19 protein-coding genes are annotated in these 14,906 nt (G+C 34.0%); 12 read left to right on the top strand and 7 right to left on the bottom strand.

Annotated elements, in window-relative coordinates:
* The first annotated feature begins 57 nt into the window (after positions 1 to 57).
* On the top strand, positions 58 to 444 hold the full coding sequence (locus tag KGI01_RS08410; protein WP_068453169.1) for an SET domain-containing protein: 387 nt from the start codon (positions 58 to 60) through the stop codon (positions 442 to 444).
* Positions 445 to 506: 62 nt separating this feature from the next.
* On the opposite strand, the gene KGI01_RS08405 is transcribed toward KGI01_RS08410, so the two are convergent.
* Complete coding sequence (locus KGI01_RS08405; protein WP_141274323.1) at positions 507 to 1,469, bottom strand: pre-peptidase C-terminal domain-containing protein; 963 nt, start codon at positions 1,467 to 1,469, stop codon at positions 507 to 509.
* Between the two features lie 350 nt (positions 1,470 to 1,819).
* Here KGI01_RS08405 and KGI01_RS08400 point away from each other — a divergent pair, with 350 nt between their 5' ends.
* Genes KGI01_RS08400 through KGI01_RS08390 form a run of 3 tightly spaced genes read left to right on the top strand, consistent with a single transcriptional unit; the run spans position 1,820 to position 3,859 of the window.
* Positions 1,820 to 2,797 carry a diaminopimelate dehydrogenase gene (locus tag KGI01_RS08400; RefSeq protein ID WP_141274322.1) on the top strand — a complete coding sequence of 326 codons (978 nt, stop codon included), beginning with the start codon at positions 1,820 to 1,822 and terminating at the stop codon, positions 2,795 to 2,797.
* Positions 2,798 to 2,819: 22 nt separating this feature from the next.
* The gene (locus KGI01_RS08395) at positions 2,820 to 3,542 is read left to right on the top strand and encodes an AzlC family ABC transporter permease (RefSeq protein WP_141274321.1); all 723 of its coding nucleotides are present in this window, start codon (positions 2,820 to 2,822) and stop codon (positions 3,540 to 3,542) included.
* A complete protein-coding gene (locus KGI01_RS08390; RefSeq protein ID WP_141274320.1) occupies positions 3,539 to 3,859 on the top strand; it encodes an AzlD domain-containing protein in 321 nt (106 codons plus the stop codon). The genes KGI01_RS08395 and KGI01_RS08390 overlap by 4 nt, the downstream gene beginning before the upstream one ends.
* Before the next feature lie 169 nt (positions 3,860 to 4,028).
* Here KGI01_RS08390 and KGI01_RS08385 read toward each other — a convergent pair whose 3' ends face one another.
* The 5 genes from KGI01_RS08385 to KGI01_RS08365 form a co-directional block, all read right to left on the bottom strand.
* Entirely contained in the window at positions 4,029 to 4,616 is a 588-nt protein-coding gene (locus KGI01_RS08385) for a hypothetical protein (protein ID WP_141274319.1), read from the bottom strand.
* A gap of 628 nt (positions 4,617 to 5,244) precedes the next feature.
* Positions 5,245 to 6,066, bottom strand: coding sequence for a DUF2785 domain-containing protein (locus tag KGI01_RS08380; protein ID WP_141274318.1), 822 nt, complete (start codon positions 6,064 to 6,066; stop codon positions 5,245 to 5,247).
* 66 nt (positions 6,067 to 6,132) lie between these two features.
* Positions 6,133 to 6,564, bottom strand: coding sequence for a hypothetical protein (locus KGI01_RS08375; RefSeq protein WP_141274317.1), 432 nt, complete (start codon positions 6,562 to 6,564; stop codon positions 6,133 to 6,135).
* 223 nt (positions 6,565 to 6,787) lie between these two features.
* Positions 6,788 to 7,522: a Cof-type HAD-IIB family hydrolase gene (locus tag KGI01_RS08370; RefSeq protein WP_141274316.1), complete on the bottom strand. Its 735-nt coding sequence runs from the start codon at positions 7,520 to 7,522 to the stop codon at positions 6,788 to 6,790.
* 18 nt (positions 7,523 to 7,540) lie between these two features.
* The gene (locus KGI01_RS08365; protein WP_170214760.1) at positions 7,541 to 8,242 is read right to left on the bottom strand and encodes a YjjG family noncanonical pyrimidine nucleotidase; all 702 of its coding nucleotides are present in this window, start codon (positions 8,240 to 8,242) and stop codon (positions 7,541 to 7,543) included.
* A gap of 107 nt (positions 8,243 to 8,349) precedes the next feature.
* Between KGI01_RS08365 and KGI01_RS08360 the strand changes: the two genes are divergently transcribed.
* The 7 genes from KGI01_RS08360 to KGI01_RS08330 all read left to right on the top strand — a co-directional run bounded on the left by KGI01_RS08360 (position 8,350) and on the right by KGI01_RS08330 (position 13,804).
* The gene (locus KGI01_RS08360) at positions 8,350 to 9,120 is read left to right on the top strand and encodes a hypothetical protein (RefSeq protein ID WP_141274314.1); all 771 of its coding nucleotides are present in this window, start codon (positions 8,350 to 8,352) and stop codon (positions 9,118 to 9,120) included.
* Positions 9,117 to 9,488 (top strand): GntR family transcriptional regulator, encoded by a 372-nt coding sequence (locus tag KGI01_RS08355; RefSeq protein ID WP_068453147.1) that lies wholly within the window; start codon positions 9,117 to 9,119, stop codon positions 9,486 to 9,488. The genes KGI01_RS08360 and KGI01_RS08355 overlap by 4 nt, the downstream gene beginning before the upstream one ends.
* Positions 9,481 to 10,176, top strand: coding sequence for an ATP-binding cassette domain-containing protein (locus KGI01_RS08350; RefSeq protein ID WP_068453146.1), 696 nt, complete (start codon positions 9,481 to 9,483; stop codon positions 10,174 to 10,176). The genes KGI01_RS08355 and KGI01_RS08350 overlap by 8 nt, the downstream gene beginning before the upstream one ends.
* The gene (locus KGI01_RS08345; protein ID WP_141274343.1) at positions 10,173 to 11,087 is read left to right on the top strand and encodes an ABC transporter ATP-binding protein; all 915 of its coding nucleotides are present in this window, start codon (positions 10,173 to 10,175) and stop codon (positions 11,085 to 11,087) included. Before KGI01_RS08350 ends, KGI01_RS08345 begins: the two co-directional genes overlap by 4 nt.
* Complete coding sequence (locus KGI01_RS08340) at positions 11,071 to 12,015, top strand: ABC transporter permease (protein WP_141274313.1); 945 nt, start codon at positions 11,071 to 11,073, stop codon at positions 12,013 to 12,015. Before KGI01_RS08345 ends, KGI01_RS08340 begins: the two co-directional genes overlap by 17 nt.
* 152 nt (positions 12,016 to 12,167) lie before the next feature.
* On the top strand, positions 12,168 to 13,004 hold the full coding sequence (locus KGI01_RS08335; protein ID WP_141274312.1) for an aldo/keto reductase: 837 nt from the start codon (positions 12,168 to 12,170) through the stop codon (positions 13,002 to 13,004).
* A 59-nt stretch (positions 13,005 to 13,063) separates the two neighbouring features.
* A complete protein-coding gene (locus KGI01_RS08330; RefSeq protein WP_141274311.1) occupies positions 13,064 to 13,804 on the top strand; it encodes a GTP pyrophosphokinase in 741 nt (246 codons plus the stop codon).
* 43 nt (positions 13,805 to 13,847) lie between these two features.
* Here the strand turns inward: KGI01_RS08330 and KGI01_RS08325 are convergent, their stop codons facing one another.
* On the bottom strand, positions 13,848 to 14,048 hold the full coding sequence (locus tag KGI01_RS08325; protein ID WP_068453137.1) for a helix-hairpin-helix domain-containing protein: 201 nt from the start codon (positions 14,046 to 14,048) through the stop codon (positions 13,848 to 13,850).
* Positions 14,049 to 14,398: 350 nt separating this feature from the next.
* Here KGI01_RS08325 and KGI01_RS08320 point away from each other — a divergent pair, with 350 nt between their 5' ends.
* Entirely contained in the window at positions 14,399 to 14,776 is a 378-nt protein-coding gene (locus KGI01_RS08320) for a nucleotide excision repair endonuclease (RefSeq protein ID WP_068453134.1), read from the top strand.
* The last annotated feature ends 130 nt before the right edge of the window (positions 14,777 to 14,906 follow it).

The following is a 14,906-nucleotide window of genomic DNA, read 5'->3' as shown; positions in this document are numbered from 1 at the left end:
GAGTTAAAAGAGTGTTATAGTTAAAGAGAAAAATTTTGACGTGAATAGGGGAAAAAAATGATTGAAGTAAAAGTATCTCCCATCAGTGATGGAGAATTTAACCGTGGTGTTTTCGCAAGTGTCGATATAAAAAAAGGAACACTTTTTCATCAAGCACCTGTAATTGCTTATCCGAATGAAGAACATGAACACATTGAAAAAACATTGTTAGCAGACTATGCATTCGAATATGGCATTGGACGTTCAGCAATCCTACTTGGATATGGCATGTTATTCAATCATAGTTATACTCCGAATGCAGACTACGAAATTAATTTTGATAATCATACATTCGATTTCTTTGCTTATAAAGATATTAAACAAGGTGAAGAAGTATTTATTAATTATAATGGTGATATTGATGATCAAGACGCTCTTTGGTTCCAAGAAGAAAAATCAGAATAATTCGGTCATCCTATATAAAAAGGACTTCAAGCCATAAAATCGGTTGAAGTCCTTTTTGTTTATTATTTTACTTTTTTGTATGTTACAGATTTTGTCGAACTTGTATAAAGTATATTATTCTTAGCTGTCACATATACTTTACCACCGCGATCTGACAACTTTGTTGTTTTAAAAGTTACCGTTGAAGAAGTTGCTTTCTTCTGCGCGATTACTTTTTTCTTTTTAGCATCTGCATAAATGATGACTGTATCACCTTTTTTCACACCTGTCACTTTTATGCGGTCGTTTTTTGTACCCTTTTTATTCACGACACTTGCTTTTGGTGTTGCTGTTTTCACATATGCTTTTAATTGATAATGTAATAAAAATTCATCATAGGCATCTCCGCTAACACGTACATAATACGTATCTTTTTTAACAGATGCTGTTGTCACGTAATGATTACCTGACTTCGTTGTTGTCTTTTTTAATTTCTTTTTCTTCGCATCGTAAATATTCATTGAAAAGTCTGCACGTTTTTTTGTTGATGCTTTCAATACCAATTTACCTGTTGTTGGCACTTGCACTTTATAATAATCGACATCGTCAAATAAGAATGCAAGTGACCCTTCGTACACTTTGCTACGCTGCATTGCTGTTGCTTTTGCACGTGTATCATTTGATTCATATTCAACGTATTTTTTTGTTGATTTTGCTAAAGATACGCTATATGCATTACCATATTTTTTCACTTCCGCAGCTTCACCAATTGCCATAACGAAATATGTACCTTTTTGTAAACCTACATATGCTGTGTGTTGACCGATTGAGTCTTCGCCCTTCATATTGTCAATTAAAGCGACCACTTTTACTTCATCTAATAATTTTTCAAATTCTGCATCTGACATCGTTTCTTGCTCTAACTGTTCAATTTGTTTTGCTGTTAATCCTTTCACTACAGCTAAACCAATTGCTTTTTTACCTGCATCTTTAAAAGACAATTTCATTGTTTGCTTTTTTGTAGATGTGAATTGGAAATAATCCATTCCATCTGCATCTAGCGTTCTTTTAACAACTGTACCTAGTTTAACAGAGTCTCCTTATGCTGCTTGTGCTGAATAATTATTCACACTTAAGGCTCCGCTAACTATCAATAAGAAAGCGATGAACGCAATACTTATTTTTTGATAATTTAATTTCATTTATACACCTCTTTAATCATTTGTTTATAACAAATATTATATAATAAAAATATGCTTTTTTATAATTTTTTTGATATTTTACCTTTTGATTATTCTGAAAAAAATAAATTATAATTCTAAATAAAATATTGTGAATTTTACAAATTAAGATTAGACTGTATAGAAACTGTATTTTTTAGAAGGAGCTGTTTTGTATGACAATTAAAATTGGGATTGTTGGATACGGTAATTTAGGTCGTGGTGTAGAAGGTGCCATTGCACAAAATGAAGACATGGAATTAGTGGCCGTATTCACACGTCGCGATCCTGCAACGGTAAAAATCCAATCGAACGCAGCGATTCATCACGTAGATGATGCAGAAAAATTCATCGGCAAAATTGATACGATGATTATTTGTGGCGGTTCTGCTACAGATCTTCCAGAGCAAGTTCCTCACTTTGCGCAGTGGTTTAATACGATTGATAGTTTTGACACACATGCAAAAATCCCTGAATTCTTTGAAGCAGTAGATGCTATAAATCAAAAATCAAATACGACTTCTATTATCTCAGTAGGTTGGGACCCAGGTTTATTCTCGCTAAATCGTGTACTCGGAGAAGCTGTTTTACCGAAGGGGGATACATATACATTTTGGGGGGATGGCTTAAGTCAAGGTCACTCCGATGCGGTACGTCGTATTATCGGTGTTAAAAATGCTGTTCAATACACATTACCTGTTCCAGAAGCAGTAGAAAAAGTACGTAACGGTGATGCACCTGCACTATCAACACGTGAAAAGCATACACGTGTATGCTATATCGTATTAGAAAAAGGTGCTGATGCGGCGAAGATTACTGAAGAAATTGTAACGATGCCAAACTATTTTGCAGACTACGATACAACAGTTCATATTATCTCAGAAGATGAATTTAATACGAATCATACGGGCATGCCACATGGCGGTTTTGTCATTCGTTCTGGTCAATCAGATGCTGGTCATAAACAAATTCTTGAGTTTTCACTTAAGTTGGAGAGTAACCCTTACTTTACATCAAGCGTATTAGTTGCATATGCTCGTGCAGCATATCGCCTATCTCAAAAAGGTCATGTCGGTGCGCTTTCTGTATTTGATGTACCGTTCAGTGCTATCTCACCTAAAACACCTGAACAATTGCGTGCCGAATTATTATAATTCATGCGAAAGGAGTTAGGATATGCTTAAAACAGATAGGATTGGTGAACAAGAAGAAGACCACTTTATAAAAGGCGTAAAAGATAGTCTTCCTACTCTATTCGGCTATATAAGTATTGGGATTGCATTCGGTGTTGTAGGAATCGCTTCAAATTTAAATACACTTGAAATCACATTACTGTCGATTCTTGTTTATGCAGGTGCAGCCCAGTTTATTTTTTGTGGACTATATCTTGCCGGAACGCCTGCTTCAATTATTATTTTAACGACATTCATTGTGAATTTACGCCATCTACTAATGTCGCTAACGATTGCTCCTAGCTTTACGAGCCAAAGTCTACTACGCAATATAGGCTTTGGTTCTCTTTTAACTGATGAAACATTTGGAGTAGCTGTTACAAAAAGAGCGCAAACTGGAGCACTTGGACCGAGATGGATGGACGGACAAAATATAACGGCCTATCTTGCATGGATTGCAGCTTCCGTTGTTGGTGCCTTAATCGGAAAATGGATTCCGAATCCTGAAAAGCTCGGCTTAGATTTTGCACTCACTGCTATGTTTGTTGCTTTACTTGTACTATCTATCACCGCTGCAAACCATACAAAAATCATGCATTATTTACAATTGATTAGCTATATGGCTGTAATCATTTATTTCCTTTTACATTTCACATCCACACATATTGCGGTACTTGTCGGTACAGTGGTTGTCGCGACAATTGGGGTGGTGACGGAGAAAAAATGATAACGTCTTCCATGATGTGGTTATTACTTGGATGTGCGGTTGTTACGTGGTTGCCGCGTGTACTACCTTTTGTATTCGTTAAAAATGTAATATTACCACCTATTATTTTAAGATGGTTAGCTTATATCCCTGTTTGTATTTTGAGTGCACTCGTTATGACGAACCTCTTTGATGCAAGTGGCTCTTACGTGACATTTAATTGGCCAATTCTAGCTGCTTTTATTCCAACCGTACTCATTGCCATTTGGACGAAAAGTTTATCAATTACGGTCATTGTTGGTGTCGTATGTATGGCTACGATCCGATTTATATTTTAAAGTAAGACAAAAGAGAGCCTAAGCGTATGCTGAAGCTCTTTTTTTATGACATTTTATAATAAATCATAAGAAAAAAGGCAAGGGATTTCCCCCAAGCCTTCACCAAAATGAACCTATTTTTTGATTAATTTTTCTATTTAATTATTCGCACTATATGCACGTGATTTGATTAAATTTTCTCTTCTTGCACTTCAAATTGGTCAAGTTGTTGAAATACATGTTTAAAAATTTGCCCAAATCGTTCACGATCTGCTAAAGCGTTTGTGACACGTTTTGTATACATAGCGACTTCATCTAAAAAATCACGATTCTCCCATAAATGTGCGTTTCGATGAAGTAAAAAATACGGTTGATTTGGATCATTGAATAATGTAAGCGACTTTAGAGATCCCACCTTCTCGTAGAGCCAGACATTCAACTGATTCGCTAAACAACTCGCAACTTGGCATTGGCGAATTTGATCATCTACAAGAGTATTTTTAATTTGTTGAAAAAATTTATTTTTTCGTATTGCATCAAAAATTAAAAAATCTCCTGTATAATACATTGTTTTTTCCATTGATTCCATAACGTCTTTTGATAAATGTCGCATCATTAACCAAAGATTTAGGCAATTATGTATGACGTCTTTTTCATTCAGCAAACCTTTTTCAAATTCTAAGTCGTGACAATGCTCATGAAATAAGTTTGTGAATTCTTGTACTTGACTGTCATCAATGAAAAACAGCGATGCATCTTTAGTTAATGTATATTGCACAAATTTCACCTCAATAAGATAATGTTAATAAATTCTAAAATTAAGACAATATCTCCAATGTTTATTTTGTTCATTATACATACCTAGTCAAATTATAACCTTTATTTCTTATTTTTAAACATACTATTTCATCATAAAATTACCTTAATATCTATTTTTAGGAATTTAATACTTTTTTTGTCACAAAATAGTTAGATTTAATTTCTAAAGACTTATTTTTTTATAAACACTTTTTTAAAACAATACTTTTTTCACTATAAACATAGTAAAAACGAATTATATTTTAAAAAGAAAATCAATAAAAATAAAGAGCATCAGAAAAAATGTGCTCAACAGAGAAAATCCCGCATGATTTTTGAAATCATACGGGATTGTTCTTTTACATCAATTTTTGCTTTGAAAAACGACTAGAAGTAATCAAAAAATAACACAACATCCGATTAAAAATCTTGCTCCACTACACCAAGTGCATATGAGCATGGTTTCAAACGCATCTTCACTACGTTCATGTAGGGTTCTAGCTCATACTATTCCCGCAGAGTGTTTTTCTACGCATACAATTGATTTAATTATTCATATTTGAGACGTATTGATTTTATTATGTCTAGTCTCTTTCATACAAAACTAACTAAATTTTATACCATTTTTGAATAAATATCGAAATTGTAGACTGCAATTTTTTGTAATTATTTTTGAATTTCAATGTGAAATAGAAAGCACGCATAAATTGTAATACTGCTGTACGTCCTTTTAAGAAATGTGCGCTAAATCCTTCATATTGAGAAATCATCTCTAAGCGATCAAAGATTTGTTCAATCCATTCTACAAGTAAATCTTCTTCTATACCGTTCGTTAGTAATAGCTCAATTAATGATAAAAAACGTTCTTCTTCATCATCTGTAAAAACATGCTCTTTCCAAAAATTTGATTGAATCGCCATCAATACAGGTGCTGCATACGTTGTATATTCCTGACGTTCTTGCAAGAGGACATAGATGAGTAAAGCAGCATTTCCAACAGAATAAGCAAAACCCTCTTCTGTGTATGCACGCAAGTCACGTTCACGCTCCATTAATAAAAGTGCATCTTCTAAAATTTTCTTTCCTAATTCACTTTTCATTTGATCTTCTGTTAGAAGTAAGCGTAACCATTCAGTTGAAAGCGCACGCTGAAATACAGTAGTTCCATGTGTACTTCCTACTGTACCTAATAGTAGATTTTGTGATACAATCTCGTCGATCAATTGTTGTTTTTGCTCATCTGATAAAATATGATACTGTACTAAATCAATTAATAAACGATAATTTAATTCATCACGCACTTGAGGATCGGCATCACCTAGATGCTGGATCATGTCATTTAAAAGTTCAGTTTGAGGTTCTAAAAAAAACTGACGTTGGATTGTAGGGCCACCATTTAAAAGTGTTGTTGCTTGTTCAATAAAGTTCATATGTATAGCCTCCAAAAAAATAGTTTTCAACTCATCATAACTATTTTTTCAAAAAATGGCTACTACTTAAAATCGACGTTCAAAATAGGAACAACTTGCGGCTAATTGCTGGAAACTTTCTTGTAATGCCACACGCGGATTTTCTCTTCGTATAAACTGTAAATAATGTTTAGTTGCTTCATAGTATGCTTCATGGAAAATTGCATAATCTTCATCCACAAAACGTTCACCATTTAATTCAATACAAATATGATTATCCACACGCTCAAATAAGTAGAAGTTCTTCTTACCATACTGTTTTACTTTTTTTATAGTTTTTTGAGATTCAAACTCAATTAGTACATCCCAAATTAATTGCAGAAACTTACCTTGAAAATCAGAAGTTAATAATACTCGATCATTTTCTAAATCCCTTACCTCTACATCTTGAAAAAAGAAATCTTCATAATAGGCCGTTTTCAAATGTTCAAATGCATTGGAGATAAATTCAATTTTCATGCCCTTCACCTTTTCTACACTATGTATTATTTTGCGTATAATATGTATCATTTTTTCTTTTATATACATAATATTTCACTTCTAACATAAATACAACCTTCGATTCATAAATTTTTAGAAAAAACAAATAAATGTGTACATTAACGGTTTTTTTATACATTTTTGCGTATAAAAAGATGCAGCCTTCTTCTTGTTAAAGACTACATCCTATTCGTTATATTCTCTATTTTTTTAGCACATAGTACTCAACTGCTTTTGCAACACCTTCTTCGTCATTCGATGTGGTCATTGCTTTTGCAATTTCTTTTAAATCTGAAATGGCATTTTGCATTGCGACAGGAAAACCTGCTACTTGGAAAAGTGCCAAATCATTTGCACTATCACCTAGACACATCACTTCATCTAAAGAAATGTGTAAATGACGACACAATTTTTCAATTCCATATGCTTTTGAAACACCTAGTTGATTTATTTCATAATTCGTTGAAGCAGAACTTGTTAGTTCGATATCTTGCCACCCTTTTACTTGTTCATAAAAAGCTTGTAACTGCTTGGGATCTTCAGATTGTACGCCAATTTTTAAACAGCGCGCAATCTCTTGTTCATTTGGTATTCCATCAATAAATTCACCTGCATCTGTAAAACCCCAAAAAGGTATGCCAATGTCCTCAATCGTTTTAAAAATATGCTGTGCTGTTTTGAGATCGATATAAGCTTTCTCTCCTACATGCCCTGCCTCATAATACACATCCGCACCATTCGCCGCTACAATAGGTTGCTTTAATTCCATCAATGCTTCATATGGACGAATACGCGAAATGCCTCTCCCTGTACAAACAACAACGTGAATCCCCTCTTTTACAGCTTGTTGTAAAACCGAAATCGTATGTGGACGAATTGCATGTTGTGAATCAAGTAATGTTCCATCTAAATCAATCGCAATTAATTTGATATTCACTAAAAAATCACCTCATTATTATTTTACAGGGACTTGTGCAAGTAGCTGGTGTAATTCTTTTTGATTATGCACCACGTATGTTGCTTGATGAGCTGTCTCCTTATTCGTACCATTATACCAACAACTATCAATTCCTATATTTTGCGCACCTTGAATATCAGAAGATAAAGAATCACCAATCATCAATGCTTCTGTAGGTATAATCTCTGTCGAATGTGCAAAAACATAATCAAAAAATGCTGTTTGTGGCTTTTGTGAGCCTGTTTGTTCTGAAATATAAATCGCATCAAAGTACGAGCGAATCCCCGAACCATCTAAACGGCTATTTTGTGTTTTTTCTAAACCATTTGTTAGAGCGTACATTCGATAACCGAGTGATTTGCAAAGCTTCAACGTTTCAAGCGCACCGTCAAGTAGCTGTGTTCCCTCACCTAAATATTGTTGGTAGTGTCTTGCTGCTCTCTCCCCATCAATCTCTTTCCCGAATTCTTTAAACGTTAAGGTAAAACGTGTATGAATAATTGTATTTTTTGAAATTTCACCGCGTTCATATTGTGCCCAAAGACGCTGATTAATTTTTCTATAGGTTTGAATCAATTGTTGCTGATTATCTTCTGGTGCTAATTCACGCATAATACGTGTGAGCGCCACCTTCTCTGCTAATTGAAAATCAAATAATGTGTCATCTAAATCAAATAATAAATAATGGTACCTTTTCATATTACAACCTCCATTATCCATTATATGCTAAAAAGTACTTGTCGTATAGAATGTTCTAGTGTAATATGTTACTAGTACACTAGAACAAATTGAGGTGATTTCCTTTTATGTTTGCTCGCTTTTTTGGATTACTCCAACGCGAATGGCGTCGGGATACAAAAGAATTTTACCTTTTAACATTAAGTACGATATTGATCATTTGGTTTTTACCGCTCTTAACACGAAAGGTGTTTATCTTTTCATTTTATGAACTCGTACTTGTATTGCTCGTTTTTACGGCGATGTTTTATGTATTTCTCATTCCTTTTCTGTTTGCCAATAGCATTCGAAAAGAGACCCAACAATTAGATTTATGGCTACATACGGAAGTACCATTTTGGCAACTTCTTTTTGTTAAATCTATCTATTATCTACTTGTAACTCTTGTTCAAGTTGTACTAATGGTCATTAGCACATTTATCTGTCTTGCACAATTGAATGTCACGTCACTTACATCCTTTGTTCCCATTATTTTCTTTTTAAGTTATAAAATGTTTGAGTCAGTTATTTTCAATCTACCATTTTTTGCGCTATTACTTGGCATTTTACTCTTTTTCAAACGCTACATTGGTCGATTTAGTTACCTTATAACAATTATTCTCTTCATCTTATTTATGCGATTTAACGTATTGCTTTATGAATTCACATGGTATAAAAACTTGATGTATACAGGTGACAACCTTGCTTCTTGGATTCCTATGCCTAGCAATTTCGTAGATGGTTTATATGATGTGATACATGAATTTTTGTATGTACGTGAAATTTATTTTGGGATTATTTTATTCGTTTTACTATTATTCATCAGTACATATTCGTTAGAGAAGGTGTTAAAAAGATGAATAATGATTTTAATCGTGAAAAACCCATCTATGCACAACTAGTCGAACGAATTTGCAGCGACATCATTAAAAATCGTTTGGCGCCTGGTATGAAAATGTTGTCTGTACGTGAATATGCACTTGAAGTGGGTGTTAATGTCAATACAGTTCAGCGTGTTTATAAGGAGTTAGAACAGATGAGACTAACGGAAACAAAAAGAGGACAAGGTACATTCATTACAACGGATGAAGCACGTATTCAATTACTTCGACAAGAAACACGTAGACGCATTGTCGAGCAATTTTTTCACAATATGAACGAATTTGGTTTTACAAAGGAAGAAGTACTGGCAGAAATTAAACGGTTAGGAGCTGATACACATGATTAACGTAAAGAAAGTGTGTTATAAACATCGCAACCGTCCCGTTCTAAACGATGTCTCTTTTCAAATTCCGATTGGTAAAGTTATTGGTATTGCTGGAGAAAATGGTGCAGGTAAATCTACACTTCTGCGTCTACTTGCTGGTATTAAAAATCCTGATGACGGCACGATTACATTAGATCATCAACCATTGACACATCGAACATGTAGTCGCTTCGCCTATTTACCTGATACGGATGATTTTTATAGTTATTTAACAGGTGTGCAACTATTTCAATTTTATGAAACGCAATTTGAAGATTTTAATTTCCTAAAAGCACTCGAAGTAGCTGATTTTTTAGACATTAATATTGAACAAAAAATTAAAACACTTTCAAAAGGACAGCGTGGACGCTTAAAAATGGCCGCGACTCTCGGGCGTGAAACCACGTATTATTTTATGGATGAACCATTCTCTGGGCTAGATCCTATGGTACGTGATTCACTCATTAAAGGATTAATTCGCTTCACAGATGCTGAAACACAAACGATTGTGTTATCGACACATGAATTATATGAAGTTGAACCGATTTTAGATGCACTTCTTCTACTAAAGAATGGTGAAGTCATCTCCTATCACTCGCTTGAAACAATTCGAGAGGAATGGCAGCAAGATGCTGTTTCTTGGATGAAAAAACAATATCGAAAGGAATGAAGACATTGAAAGCAGTTGTCGAATTGCAACAACTATCGAAAACGATTAAAGGCAAAGAAATTATTAAAAATGTCAACTTATCTCTTTACGCTGGACAGATTACAGGATTTTTAGGACCGAATGGTGCTGGTAAAACAACCACAATTCGTATGATGACAGGGTTAATGAAACCTACATCTGGTGACGTACTAATTGAAGGGAAATCAATTACAAAAGAATTTGAAGAAGCGATTTCAAATGTTGGTGTAATTGTTGAAAACCCTGAAATGTATAAATTTATGTCAGGTTATAAAAACTTACAACACTTCGCGAATATGCATCCAAATATTACAAAAGAGCGTATTAATGAAGTGATTCATCAAGTAGGACTTGAAAAACGTATTCATGAAAAGGTAAAAACGTATTCACTTGGTATGCGTCAACGCCTTGGCTTAGCACAGGCATTACTACATCGTCCTAAGTTTTTAATTTTAGATGAGCCAACGAATGGATTAGATCCAGCTGGTATTCGTGATTTACGTCAGCATTTACGTAAAATTGCGGAACAAGAACAAGTGGCAATTATTGTATCAAGTCACTTACTGTCTGAAATTGAGTTAATGTGTGATAGAATCGCGATTATTCAAAATGGTGTACTAACAAATATTCGTGAAATGAATGAAACAGAAGCATCTTACTATCAACTTGAATTAGAAGGTGACGCAGTAGGTTGTCTGCAAACACATGGTTATACATTCACACAAAATGAACAGCTATTCAAAGTAGAAATTGATCGTCAAAACGTTCCGACTCTACTACAACAATTAATGGATGCCAATGTACAAGTATATCAAGTTGCACCATTCCACGAATCACTTGAAGATCAATTCTTAGCAATGACAGGAGGCGGACAAATTGCTCAAACTAATTAAAAATGAATGGGTTAAATTATGGTCAAAAAAATCTTCATGGGTCATGTTAATTTTAACATTAGCAGTTATTGTTGCAATGCTAGTAGGTTTAAAAACATTCGACAAGTTAGTGAATGGAGATGAGGAACCAACTTCTTGGAAAGAACAACAACAAATGACAATTGAAGGCAATAAAACCTTCCTCACTGAAGAAAATCTAACAACAAAAGAAAAAGAACGTCTAGAAAATGAAATAAAGATTGCTGAATATCGTTTAAAGAATAATGTAGAACCACCTGCTTCTGATTCAACAGCAAGCTTCCTTGAAAGTAGTGTAAACGCACTATCTCTTATCTCATTATTCGGTGTCATCGTTGCAGCAGGAATTGTATCGTTCGAATTCGGCACAGGTACGATTAAAATGTTATTAACACGTCCGATTGCTCGTTGGAAAATTCTTCTATCAAAACTAATTACAACTTTCTTATTTACAATCTTATTAACTACAGTTGGATTTGCATTAAGTGCTCTTTTAGGCTATGTATTCTTTGATTCTGCTGGTACATCACTTACAATACAAGATGGAAAAGTAACAGAAGTCAACCTTATTGGACAAACACTATATAGTTACTTATTAAGTTATGGTGATATTTCGATGAGTATCTTCTTCGCCTTCATGCTTGGTACATTATTCAGTTCAAGTTCACTAGCGATTGGTCTAACACTATTCATTACATTTACTTCTGCTACACTTGTTGCACTACTTCAAAAATACGAGTTCATCAAGTATTTCTGGTTTAGCGTAACAGATTTGAATGGAATCGAAAAAGGCTACACGATTCTACCTGACTTAACAATCGGGTTTGCCTTATCAGTCATGGCTGTATATGCGATTATTTTCTTAGTGATTAGCTTCTCTGTCTTTACAAAAAAAGATATTACAGCTTAAACAAAAAACAGATGTCATGTAGTGGCATCTGTTTTTCTTCGTCTTGGACGGGTATGGTTACATACATAGTTTTGACTGTACTTTTTAAAAAAGCTATTGAATAATAAATTGACGGTTTTTTTCCGTAATTTAAGAAAGAAAGAGGAGATTATATGATGCACTTTACATTGAATAACGGCGTAAAAATGCCAGGTCTTGGTTATGGTACATTCCGTTCGGAAGAAGGTAGCGATTTAGCAAAAAACGTCAAACACGCTATCAAAGTTGGCTATCGTAGTATTGATACAGCTTTTATTTATCAAAATGAAACATCTGTCGGTCAAGGCATTAAAGAGGCAATTGAAGAAGGTCTTGTGACACGCGAGGAATTATTTATTACAACAAAAGTGTGGAATGATGGCTTATCATTTGACGAAACGATTCAAGCGTATGAGGACTCTTTAAAGCGTCTTGGGCTTGATTATATTGATTTATACTTAATTCACTGGCCAGGCTTAGATGAAAACTATGTAACCGTTTGGAAGGCACTTGAACAGTTGTATAAAGAAGAGCGTGTTCGCGCAATCGGTGTATGTAATTTTGAAGTGCCTCATTTAAAACACTTACTTGCACATACAGATATTGTTCCTGTCATTAATCAAATTGAATTATCACCAAAATTAACACAAGAAGAGGTTCGTGCATTCTGTAAAGAACATCATATTGTTGTAGAAGCTTGGTCTCCTCTTATGAATGGTGAACTTCTCACAAACGAAACAATCATCGAATTGGCTGAAAAGTACGAACGTACACCTGCACAAATTATTTTACGATGGGATTTACAATCTGATGTTGTTACGATTCCTAAATCAATGACACCAAAACGCATTGAAGAGAATTTTGATTTATTCAACTTTACGATTTCAGAAGATGATATGAAAAAAATCGACGCTTTAAATGAAGATTTCCACTACGGTCCAAAACCATCTGTATTTGATTTCGGACGTTAATGTTTAATCAGCATCCCTTTTAAGGGGTGCTTCATTTTACTGCGAAAGGAAGTGGTCATATGCCGTTAGATCAATCATTTGAACAACAAGCAAAGCAGTTAAAAGTTGAATTAACACGTTTTATGATGGCTTATCGTTTTGCTTTAGACGAAGTTGAAACAAAGGTAAAAATTTTAAAAGAAGAATTTCATCTCATTCACGAGTATAATCCAATTGAACATATTAACACACGTTTAAAATCACCTGAAAGTATTATTGCTAAAATTCAAAAACGACAAATACCACTTGATTTAGTTTCTATAAAAGAAAATATTCAAGATATTGCTGGTATTCGCATTACGTGTTCTTTTGAATCCGATATTTACCGTATACAAGAGATGATTTGTAAACAAGAAGATTTAAAGGTTGTTAAAATTAAAGATTATATCCAACAACCTAAAGAATCAGGTTATCGTAGCCTGCATTTGATTTTACAAGTACCTGTCTTTTTGTCTGATCGTACGGAGAATGTGTATGTTGAAATGCAAATTCGTACGATTGCGATGGATTTTTGGGCAAGTTTAGAACATAAAATTTACTATAAATATAATAAAGACATCCCCGCTTATCTATCTAATCAACTCGTAGAAGCTGCACATACAGCCGCCCTTCTCGATAAGAAAATGGAGAAATTAAATGAGGAAGTTAATATTCTGAAAAATCAACAGGAGGATGCTGCCTACGACTATCGCTCCTTACAAACAACAAAATTATTTGCGGCACTCCAACAGATAGCAATTCCTTCTTCAAAGGAGGAATAATAAAAAAGCACAGTCCCCCAAACGACTGTGCTTTTTTCATGATTTATTCTGCTTCTACTGATTTAAATTCATAACCCTTTTCTTCCATCGCTTTTGATAAAGCAGCGAAAGCTTTTGGGCCAATACCATGTAGACGTTTTAGACTCTCTACGTCAATCTCACGCAAGTCCTCTAACGTATACAATTCCGCAGTGTGTAATGCACGAATCGCAGGTCGAGCTACTCCCTCTGGCCAATGATTCATTCAAAATACCCTCCTTGTTTTTGCTTAGTTCTTTTTATAGTTAATTCTAAAAAATCAAACTATGTATTTAAATTGTATAAAATCTATTTCTTACAAGTTCAATATTTTATCATACTATTTTGTTAAAAGGTCTTTTCCATTAAAATAATTATCATCATATGACAATTTTATGAATTGCATCTGAATTGTCTTTACACCTATATACATTATACCGATGATTAAATATCCTTTCAAAATTCTATCATGAAACTACTAAAATAATTGTGACAATTGTGAACAGAAACAAAGGTCGATTATTATTGAAAAGTATGGTATATTGTAGTGTATATGAATAAAGGACGTGAATTTTTTTGATTAAAATTGAAATGCCAAAACCAGACGTAGTCATTCGTCAACGTGAACAAAAACTAAAAGATGGTGAAGTACCGATTCCATCAATTTATGGTTTCATCGACTTCCATAAAGTACCTCGTGATAAAGGCGGCTTAATTCTATTCTTCAACGAAGATAATGAATTATTATTTGTCGGAAAAGCGCGTAAATTACGCCCTCGTTTGAAAAAACATTTCCAAGACCAAGTATCACCATTAAAAAATCATCGTGAAGAAGTTGCGAAGATTGAAGTATTCGTAGTAGAAGATCCAATGGAACGTGAAATCTACGAAACATATATGATTAACACATTACGTGCAAAACATAACATTGATAAAGTGTTTTATAAAGACTAATTGAGCCTGAGACAAAAGTATTTTCAACATAGCAAATCCCGTATGATTTTTTAAAATCATACGGGATTTGTTCATTTAGATCCATTTCCGCTTCGAAAAATGAATAGAGGTAGGAAAGAAAAGAACGCTA

This window comes from Kurthia gibsonii (assembly GCF_006539985.1).
Classification (GTDB): Bacteria; Bacillota; Bacilli; order Bacillales_A; family Planococcaceae; genus Kurthia; species Kurthia gibsonii.
This window is presented reverse-complemented; position numbering and strand designations above follow the sequence as displayed.